Source organism: Nocardia cyriacigeorgica NBRC 100375 (genome assembly GCF_000308555.1).
GTDB classification, from domain to species: Bacteria; Actinomycetota; Actinomycetes; order Mycobacteriales; family Mycobacteriaceae; genus Nocardia; species Nocardia cyriacigeorgica.
On sequence record NZ_BAFY01000001.1, the window covers coordinates 1 to 14,464 of the forward strand.

A 14,464-nucleotide genomic window follows, 5' to 3' on the forward strand; every position below is an offset into this window, starting at 1 on the left:
GGCATTGCCCTGCGGATCGAGATCGATCACGAGCACCTTCATCCCCTGATGCGCCAGGGCGGCCGCCAGATTGACCGCTGTGGTCGTCTTGCCGACGCCGCCCTTCTGGTTAGCGATCGTGATGATCCGTTGCTCATGCGGTTTCGGCACTGTCACCTTTCCTGGATGCAGTATCTGACTCGCGCGGTGCGCCTCCGCCGCAATCGGGGTCTCACTAGGGGAGATGTGCCCGAACGGTGTGCTTCCGAAAGTTTCCGGACCGACATTGCTGGAATCCAGCATGCCCGGAACTCGCGATGTTTCCCGTGAAACATTCGCTGAACCGCTCGACATAGACAGCTCCTAACGCGAGAACTCCAGATCACGTGCCCCGAAAACGTCGGCGCCGTGTCTTTAAACAAGCCGTGTCGGATCGAACTTGATGCTCAACCGGGACCGCGGCGCCCGATCGACCGAGCGGAGCTTCTGCCGCTGTGACATCCACATCCCTCCGTGGCACCAACGCTCACGCCCGACGCCCATTAGCTTGCCAGCACCGAGCGCGATTAGAAAGCTGAATCGCGGTGACGCGCGCACGACACGCGGATCCGGGACCATTCGCGTGTGCTGGCCGATGTTTCCCGTGAAACATCGACGACCGAAAGCGGTCAGTTGGCCTTCCGGGCGGCTCGTGCGGCTCGCCGCGCAGACTTCTCCGGACGCGATTTCGCGGGCCGCTCGGAACGGGGGAGCCGCTCGGCACTGATGACGAGTGTCGGCGTCTCGACAACCCCGACCCCACACTCCAACACCTCCGCTTTACCCGCACCGGCTCGCGCGAGCGCCTCAGCGTCGCGGGCCAATTCCTCGGCCGCGCTGACACCTTTGAGTGCGAGCATGCGCCCGTGCTCGTGCACGAGGGGGAGCGACCACTGCGCCAGCTTCGCCAGCGGAGCCACCGCGCGGGAGGTGACCACGTCCGCGCCGCCGGCCTCATGGATCACGCCCGACTGTTCCGCGCGGCCACGCACGACGGCCACGTCGAGGCCGGCCTCCTCGATGAACTCACTCAGAAAGATCGTGCGGCGCAACAGCGGTTCCACCAACGTGATTCGCAGATCGGGTCGGGCGATCGCCAAGGGAATTCCCGGCAGCCCCGCGCCACTACCGATATCGACGACCGATGCACCCTCCGGAATCAACTCACCGATCACGGCGCAATTCAGAATGTGCCGGTCCCAGAGCCGGGGGACCTCACGCGGACCGATCAAGCCGCGCTCCACGCCGGCGGTCGCCAGGGCAGCACAGTAGCGGCGCGCGAGTTCGAGACGGTCACCGAAGACCGTGGCGGCCACCGCCGGCGGCTCCAGCTCGGCCGGCAACTCGGTCGCTCCGCCGAGATCTCGTTCCACGTGAAACATCCTTCCGAGCGTCATCGAAAATCAGTGCCGGGCACCGTCGGCCAGATATGGAGAAGGGCCCCGGTCCGAAGACCCGAGGCCCTATCCAACCATTGCTCGCCCCGTCAGTGCACGGGGCGTGCCGGTCTATCCATCAAGCCGGAACGACAACCACATGCCGGTTGGGTTCCACGCCCTCGCTCTCGCTCGCCACACCGTCGATGGCGGCAACGGCGTCGTGCACGATCTTGCGCTCGAACGGCGTCATCGGAGCCAGCGACTCGGGGGCGCCGGTCTCCTGCACCCGCTTCGCGGCGGCCGTGCCGAGCGCACTCAGCTCCTCGCGACGCTTGGCCCGCCAGCCGGCGACGTCAAGCATGAGTCGGCTGCGCACGCCGGTCGCCTGCTGCACGGCGAGGCGGGTGAGCTCCTGTAGGGCGTCGAGCACCTCGCCGTTGCGGCCGACCAGCTTCGACAGGTCGCGGCCGCCGTCGATGCTCACGACCGCGCGGTCACCCTCGACGTCCAGATCGATATCGCCGTCGAAGTCGAGCACATCGAGCAACTGCTCGAGGTAGTCGCCCGCGATCTCGCCCTCTTCGATGAGCGCTTCCTCGGCATCGGTCACGTCGGCCGCATCGGTGTCGGCATCAACCATCGTCGTTGCCACAGTGGCGTCCCCTCCGTCGCTCTCAACTGTCATGTGATTTCCTTCATCTGCTCGTCGCGGCCACCGGCTATCCGGATGCGCCGCGATCAAGGGGTTGCTCGGCGATCGTGGTCTCCCACGGATCGAATGGGCTCGGCTGAGCGGACTCAGCGGCGGCGTTTCTGGTTGGCCCGGCCGCGGTTGCCCGACTTCTTCTGCCCGCCCGGACGCTTCTGGCCACCGGCCGGCTTGCCCGACGCCTTCGCCACCGGCGCCGCGCCGTTGGTGGTGGCGGTGTCGTCATCGGTCGTCGTGGCGCCCGCGGGGGTCTGCTTCTTGCGGGTGTCGACGGGCTTGGCGCCCGGCTTCGGGGCATTCTGCGCGCGCTGCTCGAGCTTGGCCTGCTTCTTGGCTTCTTCTTCTTTGGCCATGCGCCCGAACACCAGGTGCTGCTGCCCATAGGTCCAGATGTTGTTCGACACCCAGTACAGCAGGATGGCGATCGGCAGGAACGGGCCACCGACGAGCACACCGAGCGGGAACACCCACAGCGCCAGCTTGTTCATCAGCGCGGCCTGCGGGTTGGCCGCGGCTTCCGGGGTCTGGCGCGCGACCGAGGCGCGGGCGTTGAAGTGCGTGGCGACCGAGGCGATGACCATCAGCGGGATCGCGACGGCGGCAATGGAGATCCGGCTCGGAATGCCGCCGTAATCCTCGAAGGCCAGCAGCTCATTGGCCGGGGTGGTGATGAACGCGGAGATCGGAGCGCCGAAGATGCGGGCGCTCAGGAACGACTGCACGTCGGCCGCGCTGAAGACATAGTTCGGCGTGTGCGCGTTGGTGTAGGGATCCATGCCGAGCTGACCGAACCCGTGCCCGGTCCGGTTGAACGAGCGCAGCACGTGGAACAGACCGAGGAACACCGGCACCTGGGCCAGGATCGGCAGACAGCCCATGAGCGGGTTGAAGCCGTTTTCCTTCTGGAGCTTCTGCATCTCCAGCGCCATCTTCTGGCGGTCGTTCTTGTACTTCTTCTGCAGCTCCTTGATCTGAGGCTGCAGCTCCTGCATCTGCTTGGTGGTGCGCACCTGCTTCACGAATGGCTTGTAGAGCACCAACCGCAGCGTGAACACCAGGAACACCACGGCCAGGGCCCAGGTGAGTCCGTTGTCCGCGCCGAAGGCGAACCCGAAGACCCGGTGCCAGAACCAGAGGATCCAGGACACCGGGTAATAAATGAAGTCGAGCACGGCTCTATGCACTCCCGTCGTTCGTATCGCCGACCACCGCGGGCGGTGGTCCTGTACAAGCCTTGGCCTCCGGCTCCGAGTCGGCCGGCGGGGTCGATTCCCGTGACGATTCGGCGGTTGCCTCGTTCCCGTGCTCGGCGCGGCGTCTGCGCTCCGGAACGGGGTCCCACCCACCAGGGTGCCAGGGTGCGCATTTGGCAAGACGCACGACCGTCAGTCCGAGGCCGATGAACAGCCCTCGGGTACGCAACGCGGTGACCGCGTACTCGCTACAGGTCGGGGTGAAGCGGCAGACCGGCATCCGGGTGGGGGACACATACGTCCGGTAGAGCTCGATCAGGAAGATCAGAATATTGGCCGGTAACCGGACCAGAACCGCGGGCGATCTCATGCCGGTTCACCCGAGCGGACAGCGGGGCCGAGGCCGAGTTTGCGGGCCGCGCCACGCAGCTGACGCAGCAACTCCGCCGGATCGGCGCTCGCGGCGCCGGGCAGAGCGCGGATGACGATGTCGGCCTCGACGGGAATCTCGGTGCGCATCTCGGCGCAGATATGACGCAGGCGGCGGGCCACCCGGTGACGAATCACCGCGTTGCCCACCGCCTTGCTGACGATCAATCCGAAGCGCGGACCGCCGACGCGAATCAGCACGTCCTCGCTCGGTTCGGCGGCCGGATCCACGGTGTGCACGAACGCGTGCACCACCAGATCCCGCCTCCCGGTTCGCTGGCCGCGACGCACCGTCCTGGAGAAGTCGGCACGACGATGCAGCCGATTCGGCTCAGGCAGCACCCGAGAGTCCGGGGGCGAGTGAGCGATCAGGGACGAGGAGCGCAGCGTTCGGCGAAACGGGCATCCGACACCGAATCCGGGAGGTGGATCAGGCCGTCAGGCTGGCGCGGCCCTTACGGCGACGCGCGGAAACGATGGCGCGGCCCGCACGGGTCCGCATCCGGAGGCGGAAGCCGTGAACCCGCGCCCGACGACGGTTGTTCGGCTGGAACGTCCGCTTGCCCTTGGCCACGGTCAACACTCCTCGAGTTGGTGGGCGCCTGTCGCACCCGAAGCTTTTCGGTGATTCGTTCGTCCTCGACGTGCGGCGATCCTGGCGAACAGTCAGCACAGGACAGCCACCGCACCGAGGGGTGACTGTACGAGGGTACTCAGCGGCCACGACCGGGTCAAACTCGCCCATATCAGGGGTATGCGGGCGTGAGCTCGTCCACACCCCTGATCGACCCGCGGCGACGACCGCCGGGGGCGTAGCCGGACGATTGCCGGCTGCACCGCAGGTCGGGACGCCGCGCCCGGTCAACGCGGCCGTCCTCCCCAATCCCCAGGGGTTCTCCACATCTGTGGATAATTGTGTGGAAAGACCCCGTGAGTGGCATATTCGTTAAGCCGACGGTGCCGCGCCGCCATCCGGAATCCGCGAGTGCGGGATGCGTGGCGAACCGGTCACGGATCTGCGCGGGATCGGATCGAACCACCACGGTAGACGTCTTGCGTACCCCGGCCGTCTGCTCCCATCGACCAATTTCCGGGGAGGACACTGCATGGACGACGAGCAGAACGTGTTGGCCACCGTCTGGCCGGAGGTGGTGGCCGAACTCACCACCGGCTCTCCCGATGGTGCCATCCCGTCGGTCTCGCGCGCACAGCAGGCATGGTTGAAGCTCGTCAAACCGCTGACCGTCGCGCAGGGGTTCGCGCTGCTCTCGGTGCCGTCGTCGCTGGCACAGGAGGCGATCGAGCGTGATCTGCGCGAGCCGATCCTGCGTTCACTCGCCCGCAGGCTCGGTCCGCAGGTCGAGGGTCTCGGGGTGCGCATCGCCGCGCCCACCACACCCGGTGCCGAACGTCCGAGCGCACCGCCCCGGCACGCCAGGATGACCAGCAGGCCGGAGCGTCCGCGTGAGCCGGTCCGCAGGCCCGAGTATCCGGGCGCGGAGCCCGCGGGCCGTGGCGAGTTCAGTCCGCCGCGATACGCCGCGGGCAACGAGTACGCCCCCGACTATCCGAGCGCCGACTACGCGGGCGGGCGCAGCTATCCGCCGGGCCAGGATTATCCACAGGGTCAGGATTTCGACCGCTCCGATAGCTACGGCCGGGCCGACGGGTTCGCCGAGGGCAGCGGTTACGGCGGCGACGATAGCTACGAGCAGCGTGACAACTTCGACCAGCGCGATGGTCGCGACAGTTACGGCAGGCCGGAATTCGCCCGCGGCCCGGAATTCGCCGACGCCACCGAACGGCGTTCCGAGCAGGATTACCGTCCGGCACCCGACTACCGCGAGGGCGGCGAGTACAACCCGCGCGGCGACTACCCGGTATCCGAGGCCGAACGCGAGACCGACGGCCGGACCGACAACGCGCCGGCCCCGCGTCGCGAACCGACTCCCGCACCGCGGCGCGAGTCGGTACCGCCCGGGCAGGAGTCACTGTTCACGCCCGAGCCTGCGCCCCGCGCACCGATCCCGGCTCCGGCTCGCGAACCCGGCCCCGCCGAGGAATCCGCGCCCGCCGCCGCGCATGAGACGATCCGCGAGACCGGGCCCGATTCCTTGCGGGAGCCGCTGCGCGATTCGGTGCGCGAGCCCGCCGGCGACGGAAATCGCCCGGATCACGACGACGAGCCCGTGGTCAATGTGCGCGATTCCTGGCCCACCTACTTCGCCAAATCGCAGGAGTCGCAGCCGCCGCAGTCCTCCTCGGCGAGCCTGAACGCCAAGTACACCTTCGAGACATTCGTCATCGGCGCGTCCAACCGTTTCGCGCACGCCGCGGCGGTCGCGATCGCGGAGGCGCCGGCGCGCGCCTACAACCCGCTGTTCGTCTGGGGTGCCTCCGGTCTCGGCAAGACCCACCTGCTGCACGCGGCCGGGCACTACGCCCAGCGGCTGTTCCCCGGGATGCGGGTCAAGTACGTCTCGACCGAGGAATTCACCAACGACTTCATCAACAGTCTGCGCGACGACCGCAAGGTGGCGTTCAAGCGCCGCTACCGCGAAACCGACATCCTGCTGGTCGACGACATCCAGTTCATCGAGGGCAAGGAAGGTATCCAGGAGGAGTTCTTCCACACCTTCAACACCCTGCACAACGCCAACAAACAGATCGTGGTGTCCTCCGACCGCCCGCCCAAGCAGCTCGCCACGCTGGAGGAGCGGCTGCGGACCCGGTTCGAGTGGGGCCTGATCACCGATGTGCAGCCACCCGAGCTGGAGACCCGGATCGCGATCCTGCGCAAGAAGGCCAGGATGGACCGGCTCGATGTGCCGCATGACGTGCTCGAACTCATCGCCAGCCGGGTGGAGCGCAATATCCGCGAACTCGAGGGCGCGCTGATCCGGGTCACGGCTTTCGCCTCGCTCAACGGTCAGCCGCTGGATCTGCCGCTGGCCGAGGTGGTGCTGCGGGATCTGATGCCCGATACCGCCGCGCTCGAGATCACCGCGGCCACGATCATGGCCGTCACCGCCGAGTACTTCAACACCACGCTCGAGGAGCTGACCGGCCCGGGTAAGGCCCGCCCGCTCGCTCAGGCGCGCCAGATCGCGATGTATCTGTGCCGGGAGCTCACCGACCTGTCGCTACCGAAGATCGGTCAGGCGTTCGGCCGCGACCACACCACGGTCATGTACGCGGAGAAGAAGGTCCGCAAGGAGATGACCGAACGGCGCCGGGTCTACGACCAGGTTCAAGAACTCACAGCCCGCATCAAACAGCGTTCGCGCTGATCGCCGTACACACCCTGTGAAACTCCCTGACCTGGGCTGACGCATGCCCATGGGCTGTGGATTCCTCGAGGAATTCCTGTGGAGTCCTCGAGGAATCCACTGGTTGTGCACCGTTTTACCCACAGGCAGCGGGAGCGGGCGTCGCGGATCTGCGCACAGGCAGTTGTCCACAGCGTCCACAGGGTGGTGCGTGCACAGGCACTGAGCGGGCGATCTGCGAAGTTGTGCCTGTGGATTCCTCGAGGAAACCGTGTGGAGTCCTCGAGGATTCCACCGGTTGTCCACGCCGTGGTGCACACGTGTGAACAACCGGGTGAATCCGGTGGAACAACTCGAGGATCAGCGGTGGATGAACGTGGGACAGATTCCGTGCCTCCACAGACGCCCACCGTTCATCCTCGAGACACTCCACGCTCATCCCCATGCCACCACGCCCTGTGACCTGCGCAGACAGGCGATTTCCCCAGAATCCACAGGGCCTATTACTACTTCGGTTCTTCTTCAAATAGATCTCTCTTGAAAACAGGCTGTGTGGAAAGTCGGTCGGACAGGCTCGGCTCGGCGATGGGCCACCGACACCAAGCAAGGAGGAAGCAGGGCGCCACCGACGAGCTGTATCGCGACGCGACGCGCGTGGCGGCAAGACTGTCGAGCCGGACGCTCAGTACTCCAGGCAATTCACACAGCAGCCGAGGCAGGCAGACGACAGCGCGTGCGGGCGAGGACCGGAGGGTCGGACCCGGGCGTCCGGTCGAACGCGGTACCGTTTGGTTGTCGGTCGTCTGTGCCACACTTTCGAAGGCGGCCGCGACAGCACGTCTTTCGAGAACCAACGCTGACCAGCCGTCAGGGGTCGGACGACATCGTTCGATCACTGCTAGACCACGGAACCGGGAGAGGACAGATCGGGCGATGGAGCTTTCGAGCATGAAGTTTCGGGTCGCCCGTGAGGATTTCGCGGAATCGGTCGCCTGGGTGGCACGCAGCCTTCCGTCCCGGCCGCCCGTGCCGGTGCTCGGTGGTGTGCTGCTGGTAGCCGACGAAGACGGGCTCACGGTCTCCGGCTTCGACTACGAGGTCTCCGCGCAGATGCGGGTCGCGGCCGAGGTCGCCGGTCCCGGCCAGGTGCTCGTCTCCGGGCGTCTGCTCGCCGATATCACCAAGGCGCTGTCCAACAAGCCGGTCGACGTCTCCGTCGACGGCACCCGCGTGCTGATCAGCTGCGGCAGCGCCAAGTTCTCCCTGCCCACCATGCCGGTCGAGGACTATCCACAGCTTCCCGAGGTGCCGCAGCAGAGCGGTGAACTCACTGCCGAGGTCTTCGCCGAGGCGGTCGGCCAGGTCGCCGTCGCCGCCGGCCGCGACGACACCCTGCCGATGCTCACCGGCATCCGGGTCGAGATCGAAGGCAGCCATGTGGTGCTGGCCGCCACCGACCGCTTCCGGCTCGCGGTCCGCCACATCGAATGGCAGCCCGCACGCCCCGATATCGAGACCGCGGTGCTCATCCCGGCACGCACCCTGTCGGAGTCGGCGAAGACGCTCGGCGCCACCGACGCGCCCGTGCAGCTGTCGCTCGGCACCGGTGCCGGGGCCGACGGCCTGCTCGGCATCGTCAACGCGGGCCGGCGCACCACCACCCGCCTGCTGGACGCGGAGTTCCCCAAGTTCCGTCAATTGCTCCCCAAGGAGCACACCTCGATCGCGACGTTGCAGGTCGCCACGCTCACCGACGCGATCAAGCGCGTGGCCCTTGTGGCCGAGCGCGGCGCCCAGGTGCGGCTGGAGTTCTCCGGAGAGGGCCTGCTGCTGTCGGCGGGCGGTGACGACGCGGGCCGCGCCGAGGAGTGGCTGGAAGCCGATTTCCGCGGCGAGCCGCTGACCATCGCGTTCAATCCCGGCTACCTCATCGACGGCCTGTCGGCGCTGCACTCGGATCGGGTCACCTTCGGCTTCACCACCCCGAGCCGTCCCGCGGTGCTGCTGCCTGCCTCCGAGGAGGAGCCGCAGCCACTGGATTCCGGTTCCTTCGCTGCCCTGGACAGCGCCTACATCTACCTGCTGATGCCGGTCCGGCTCCCGGGCTGAGGACAGGCGTGACCGTCGGGTGCGAGCAGGATCCGAAACCGGCAGTGCGGTACGGCGTTTCGGGTCGACACATCCTGCGCGAGCCGGAAACCGGTGTGGCACAAGAACAGTTGTCCACACTTGTGGATACAGCTGTGACATCTCATCCGGCGAGCTGAGCACATGTTCATCCGAGCTCTGACGGTGCGCGACTTCCGTTCCTGGGAGCACGCGGAGATCGAGTTATCCACAGGCGGAACGGTTTTCCTGGGGGCGAACGGCAACGGCAAGACCAATCTGCTCGAGGCCGTCGGCTATCTGTCCACCCTCGGCTCGCATCGGGTAGCCGCTGAGGCACCGTTGCTGCGGATGGGCACCGAGCGGGCCAGAATCGGCGCAACGGTGGTCAACACCGGCCGTGAGCTGCGCATCGACGTCGAACTCAACCAGGGTTCGGCCAACCGCGCGCAGATCAACCGGTCGCCGGTGCGCAGGCCGCGCGAGATCCTCGGCGTTCTGCACACGGTGTTGTTCGCGCCGGAAGACCTGGCATTGGTCCGGGGCGATCCGGGGGAGCGGCGCCGGTTCCTCGACGAGCTGTGCACAGCCAGATTGCCCCGCTTGGCCGCGGTGCGCGCCGATTACGACCGGGTGTTGCGGCAGCGGTCGGCGCTGTTGAAGAGCGCGGGCAGGCAAGCCCGCTCCCGGGCCGATCTGAGCACGCTGGACGTGTGGGACGGCCATCTGGCCACACATGCCTCGATGCTGCTGGCCGAGCGATTACGGCTGGTCCATGAGCTGTCGCCGCATCTGGCCGCCTCCTACGCAGCCATCGCCCCGGAATCTCGACCTGCCGCGATCGGCTACCGCAGCGCCGCGCTGCCGGTGGAATTCCTCGATCCCGCGCGCACACCCGAGCCGGGCGACGCCGCCGAGCTGGAGGCGATCCTGCTGCGCGAACTCGCCGCGGCCCGCCCACGCGAACTGGAGCGCGGGGTCTGCCTGGTTGGCCCGCATCGCGACGATCTCGAGCTCATGCTCGGCGACGCGCCCGCCAAGGGTTTCGCCAGTCACGGTGAGTCCTGGTCGTACGCGCTGGCCCTTCGGCTCGCCTCGTTCGAGCTGTTGCGCGAGGGCGGTACCGATCCGGTGCTGCTGCTCGATGACGTCTTCGCCGAGCTCGACCGGCGCAGGCGTACCGCGCTCGCCGCGGTCGCGGCCGGCGCCGAACAGGTGCTGATCACCGCAGCGGTGGCCGAGGACGTCCCGGCGGAGCTGGCGGCGGCCACGCTGCGGGTGGAGACTTCCGGCGACGCCGAGCGCCGCACGTCCCGGATCGTCCGCAGCGTCGATTCCTCGGCCGCGGGCTGATCGATGCGCCCGAACCCGCTCGTCGTCCTCGTGCTCGCGGACGCGCTGCCGTACAGTTTTCCCGTGCGTCCAGCGCTTCCGGCCTGGTCGCGGGCATCGATCCCATGTTGTCAACAGCCTGTGGATAACTTTGGCAGGCCAGCTGACCTGCCGAGCTCTCACATCCTGTCCGCGGCTGTCGTACAACAGCTGATCCGAACTGATAAGTGGCCCTCTACCTGCGAATATGTGCGCCGGGATGGGCAACCTCCGGAACGCGGGCTCGATGGAACAGCCTGTTGCGCACAGCGTGTCGGTGCCTGGGGACAACTCACCAGAGCTGGGGACAACTCGACGAATCGAACGGAGCGGCGATGACCGATCAAGCCGAACCTCCGGGCGGCCGGAGCCCGGACCAGGAGCCGGAATTGCGCGGGATCGACCTGGCCCGCCGGGCCCTCGAAGAGGCTCGCGCCGCCGCCAAGGCCAGCGGCAAATCGGTGGGTCAGGGCCGTTCCTCGCCGCGGCGGAGCCTGCGGACCGGTGCCCGTCGGCGCACCGGATGGTCCGGTCCGCGCCCCGACGAGCGTGATCCACAGATGCTGTCCAAATTGGCGGGCTCGATCGCCAAGAGCCGTGGCTGGTCGACCAAGGTGGCCGAGGGCATGGTGTTCGGCCGGTGGTCCGGCGTGGTGGGCGAGGACATCGCCAGCCATGCGACGCCGGTCAAGCTGGAGAACGGGGTGCTGAGCATCGCCGCCGAATCCACCGCGTGGGCCACCCAGTTGCGCATGTTGCAATCGCAGATCCTGGCCAAGATCAATGCCGCCGTCGGGCAGGGCGTGGTGACGTCGGTGCGGATCTCCGGGCCGGCCGCGCCCAGCTGGCGCAAGGGCGAGCGCCACATCAAGGGCCGCGGGCCCCGTGACACCTACGGCTGAGCCGTTCCGCTGTGTGGTACCCGGTGTTACATTGATCCGAATCACCGGCGCCGCGCCGTCCTGTCGCCGCGAACTGCGGGTTTCACGTGGAACAGCGCGCGCCGATCCGGATCCGCCGGCCCACCACTCGTCGAAAGTTGTCGCCGATGACCGTCGCCACCGAGCCGTTTCCCACGCTGCCGACCCGCACGGTCCGCCGCGGCGATATCGAACTCGCCGTCTTCGAATGCGGAAACGCCGACGGGCCCGCGATCATCCTGGTGCACGGCTGGCCGGATACGCACGCGTTGTGGAACGGTGTGGCCACCCTGCTCGCCGACCGATTCCGGGTGATCGCCTTCGATAATCGCGGCGCGGGCGCCAGTACCGTCCCGGCCGAGGTCGACGCCTACCGGATCGAAGAGCTGGCCGCCGATGTGCGCGCAGTCGCCGAGGCCGTGGCGCCCGGTGAGCGAGTGCACGTGCTCGGCCACGACTGGGGCTCGGTGATCGGCTGGGAACTGGCGTCGATGCCCGATGCCCGGGCCGCCATAGCCTCCTTCACTTCGGTCTCCGGCCCGAATCTCGATTTTCTCGGCGCCTACCTGCGCGGCCCCTTCTCCTTCGCCCGGCTGCGCAACTCCCTCGCCCAGGGCGTGGCCTCGGCTTATACTGTCGCTTTCCAGATCCCCGGTCTACCCGATCCGGTGCTGCGCGGCCTGTCCGGCCGCTGGCCGCGATTCCTCGCCTTCTTCGACGGCATCGACCCCGCGCTGGTGCATCCCGCGCCCACCCTCCGCGCGGACATGATCAACAACCTGAAGCTCTATCGCGCCAATATCCGGCCGCGGCTCGGTAATCCGCGCCCGCGCCCGATCGAGGTTCCCGTGCAGGTGATCGTCGCGACAGGCGACCGCGCGGTGCGCCCGGTGGTGCACCTGGAGGCGGATAATTGGGTGCGGGACCTGACGATGCGGCAGATCCCGGCCAGGCACTGGTCGCCGCTGTCGCATCCGGCGGATCTGGCTCGGCTCACCGCGGAGTTCGTCGCTCGCGACGCCGAAAGCTGACCGGCGCGAGCGCGCCACGCGGACGCGGAACGGGTCGGGCCGCAACACAACTCTCACGCCAACCCTGATGGATCGAAACGGCCGGACGGCAGATCGGACCCACCGTGATCCGATTTCTCGCATTCTCGTAGCCGTCAGGGGTGTCGTAGGTGCGCTGTAGTTTGGGCGTACCAGTAGGATGGTGACGTAACTAGCGGCGATACCTTCGGCGCGTTCCGCACAGCCCGCGCGGTGGACCGTGAATCTCGACCAGCTCAGAATCCGGCCCTACGTGTGCTGTGGCGACGCTGTGCCGGGGATCAGCAAGTAAGGAGAGCTACCGACCAGTGGCTGCCAACGACTCCAATGCATCGGGCTCGACCAAGGCGTCTTCGGGTAAGGCGGGCAACAAGGACTACGGTGCCTCCTCCATCACGGTTCTCGAGGGCCTCGAAGCCGTCCGTAAACGTCCAGGCATGTACATCGGCTCCACCGGCGAGCGCGGCCTGCACCACCTGATCTGGGAGGTGGTCGACAACTCCGTCGACGAGGCGATGGCAGGCTACGCCACCCGGGTCGACGTCACCCTGCTCGCCGACGGCGGCGTCGAGGTCATCGACGACGGCCGTGGCATCCCCACCGGCATGCATGCCCAGGGTGTGCCCACCATCGAGGTGGTCATGACCCAGCTGCACGCGGGCGGCAAGTTCGACTCCGACTCCTACGCCGTCTCCGGCGGTCTGCACGGCGTCGGTATCTCGGTGGTGAACGCGCTGTCCACCCGGCTCGAGGCCGAGGTCGACCACGCCGGCTACCACTGGACGCAGGAGTACAAGGACGCCACGCCAGGCAAGCTCATCCAGGGCGAGCCGACCACGCGCACCGGTACCACCATCCGGTTCTGGCCGGACCCCAATATCTTCGAGACCACCTCGTTCAACTTCGAGACGGTCGCCCGCCGCCTGCAGGAGATGGCGTTCCTGAACAAGGGCCTCACCATCACGCTCACCGACGAGCGGGTCTCCGACACCGAGGTCACCGACGAGGTGGTCAGCGAGACCGCCGAGGCGCCCAAGCACGCCGATGCCGAGGCGCAGCAGACCGAGCACAAGGTCAAGTCGCGCACCTACCACTACCCGGGTGGTCTCGAGGATTTCGTGCGCCACATCAACCGCACCAAGCAGCCCATCCACAACTCGGTCGTCGCGTTCACCGGTAAGGGCACCGGTCATGAGCTCGAGGTCGCGATGCAGTGGAACTCGGGCTATTCGGAGTCGGTGCACACCTTCGCCAACACCATCAACACCCATGAGGGTGGTACCCACGAAGAGGGCTTCCGCGCCGCGCTGACCACGGTGGTCAACCGGTACGCCAAGGAAAAGAAGCTGCTCAAGGACAAGGACGGCAACCTCACCGGTGACGATATCCGCGAGGGTCTCGCCGCGATCGTCAGCGTGAAGGTCGGCGAACCGCAGTTCGAGGGCCAGACCAAGACCAAGCTCGGCAATACCGAGGTCAAGTCGTTCGTGCAGCGCACCTGCAACGAGCATCTGGCGCACTGGTTCGAGGCCAACCCGGCCGACGCCAAGACCATCGTGAACAAGGCCGTGTCCTCGGCGCAGGCCCGTGTCGCCGCGCGTAAGGCGCGTGAGCTGGTGCGTCGCAAGAGCGCCACCGATCTCGGTGGGCTGCCAGGCAAGCTGGCCGACTGCCGGTCGAAGGATCCGAGCAAGTCCGAGATCTACATCGTCGAGGGTGATTCCGCCGGCGGCTCGGCCAAGTCCGGGCGCGACTCGATGTACCAGGCGATCCTGCCGTTGCGCGGCAAGATCATCAATGTCGAGAAGGCGCGCATCGACAAGGTCCTCAAGAACAACGAGGTCCAGGCGATCATCACCGCCTTCGGCACCGGTATCCACGACGAGTTCGACATCTCCAAGCTGCGCTATCACAAGATCGTGCTGATGGCCGACGCCGACGTCGACGGCCAGCACATCTCCACCCTGCTGCTGACGCTGCTGTTCCGGTTCATGCGTCCGCTGATCGAGCACGGGCACGTC

At 67.1% G+C, this 14,464-nt stretch carries 13 protein-coding genes; 6 read left to right on the forward strand and 7 right to left on the reverse strand.

Annotated features, from left to right (window positions below):
• The 7 genes from RJ05_RS32070 to rpmH form a co-directional block, all read right to left on the reverse strand.
• On the reverse strand, positions 1-282 hold a 282-nt coding region (locus tag RJ05_RS32070), incomplete at its 3' end, for a ParA family protein (protein ID WP_036531376.1).
• A 365-nt stretch (positions 283-647) separates the two neighbouring features.
• The gene (gene rsmG, locus RJ05_RS00010) at positions 648-1,400 is read right to left on the reverse strand and encodes a 16S rRNA (guanine(527)-N(7))-methyltransferase RsmG (protein WP_051015997.1); all 753 of its coding nucleotides are present in this window, start codon (positions 1,398-1,400) and stop codon (positions 648-650) included.
• A 133-nt stretch (positions 1,401-1,533) separates the two neighbouring features.
• Positions 1,534-2,037, reverse strand: a complete 504-nt coding sequence (locus RJ05_RS00015) for a Jag family protein (protein ID WP_085996137.1) — start codon at positions 2,035-2,037, stop codon at positions 1,534-1,536.
• Between the two features lie 158 nt (positions 2,038-2,195).
• On the reverse strand, positions 2,196-3,278 hold the full coding sequence (gene yidC, locus RJ05_RS00020) for a membrane protein insertase YidC (RefSeq protein ID WP_036531379.1): 1,083 nt from the start codon (positions 3,276-3,278) through the stop codon (positions 2,196-2,198).
• A 4-nt stretch (positions 3,279-3,282) separates the two neighbouring features.
• On the reverse strand, positions 3,283-3,669 hold the full coding sequence (yidD, locus tag RJ05_RS29685) for a membrane protein insertion efficiency factor YidD (RefSeq protein ID WP_081597088.1): 387 nt from the start codon (positions 3,667-3,669) through the stop codon (positions 3,283-3,285).
• A complete protein-coding gene (gene rnpA / locus RJ05_RS29690) occupies positions 3,666-4,070 on the reverse strand; it encodes a ribonuclease P protein component (RefSeq protein WP_081597089.1) in 405 nt (134 codons plus the stop codon). Before rnpA ends, yidD begins: the two co-directional genes overlap by 4 nt.
• An 88-nt stretch (positions 4,071-4,158) precedes the next feature.
• Positions 4,159-4,302: a 50S ribosomal protein L34 gene (gene rpmH / locus RJ05_RS29695; protein WP_006550910.1), complete on the reverse strand. Its 144-nt coding sequence runs from the start codon at positions 4,300-4,302 to the stop codon at positions 4,159-4,161.
• Between the two features lie 532 nt (positions 4,303-4,834).
• On the opposite strand from rpmH, the gene dnaA reads away from it, so the two are divergent.
• The 6 genes from dnaA to RJ05_RS00055 form a co-directional block, all read left to right on the forward strand.
• Entirely contained in the window at positions 4,835-7,018 is a 2,184-nt protein-coding gene (gene dnaA / locus RJ05_RS00030) for a chromosomal replication initiator protein DnaA (RefSeq protein WP_036531380.1), read from the forward strand.
• A 912-nt stretch (positions 7,019-7,930) separates the two neighbouring features.
• A complete protein-coding gene (gene dnaN, locus RJ05_RS00035) occupies positions 7,931-9,106 on the forward strand; it encodes a DNA polymerase III subunit beta (RefSeq protein ID WP_036531381.1) in 1,176 nt (391 codons plus the stop codon).
• 162 nt (positions 9,107-9,268) lie between these two features.
• The gene (recF, locus tag RJ05_RS00040; protein WP_036531382.1) at positions 9,269-10,456 is read left to right on the forward strand and encodes a DNA replication/repair protein RecF; all 1,188 of its coding nucleotides are present in this window, start codon (positions 9,269-9,271) and stop codon (positions 10,454-10,456) included.
• 353 nt (positions 10,457-10,809) lie between these two features.
• Complete coding sequence (locus tag RJ05_RS00045; protein ID WP_036531383.1) at positions 10,810-11,376, forward strand: DUF721 family protein; 567 nt, start codon at positions 10,810-10,812, stop codon at positions 11,374-11,376.
• Positions 11,377-11,522: 146 nt separating this feature from the next.
• Entirely contained in the window at positions 11,523-12,425 is a 903-nt protein-coding gene (locus RJ05_RS00050; RefSeq protein ID WP_051015998.1) for an alpha/beta fold hydrolase, read from the forward strand.
• 326 nt (positions 12,426-12,751) lie between these two features.
• Positions 12,752-14,464: DNA topoisomerase subunit B (locus RJ05_RS00055; protein WP_081597090.1), on the forward strand; the 1,713-nt coding region annotated here is incomplete at its 3' end.

What these genes read in the sequence shown, in the direction of transcription:
- rsmG (WP_051015997.1), bottom strand. Translation starts at nt 1,400, where the DNA reads ATGTTTCACGTGGAACGAGATCTCGGCGGAGCGACCGAGTTGCCGGCC.
- yidD (WP_081597088.1), bottom strand. Translation starts at nt 3,669, where the DNA reads ATGAGATCGCCCGCGGTTCTGGTCCGGTTACCGGCCAATATTCTGATC.
- recF (WP_036531382.1), top strand. Translation starts at nt 9,269, where the DNA reads ATGTTCATCCGAGCTCTGACGGTGCGCGACTTCCGTTCCTGGGAGCAC.
- dnaN (WP_036531381.1), top strand. Translation starts at nt 7,931, where the DNA reads ATGGAGCTTTCGAGCATGAAGTTTCGGGTCGCCCGTGAGGATTTCGCG.
- RJ05_RS00045 (WP_036531383.1), top strand. Translation starts at nt 10,810, where the DNA reads ATGACCGATCAAGCCGAACCTCCGGGCGGCCGGAGCCCGGACCAGGAG.
- RJ05_RS00015 (WP_085996137.1), bottom strand. Translation starts at nt 2,037, where the DNA reads ATGGTTGATGCCGACACCGATGCGGCCGACGTGACCGATGCCGAGGAA.
- dnaA (WP_036531380.1), top strand. Translation starts at nt 4,835, where the DNA reads ATGGACGACGAGCAGAACGTGTTGGCCACCGTCTGGCCGGAGGTGGTG.
- RJ05_RS00050 (WP_051015998.1), top strand. Translation starts at nt 11,523, where the DNA reads ATGACCGTCGCCACCGAGCCGTTTCCCACGCTGCCGACCCGCACGGTC.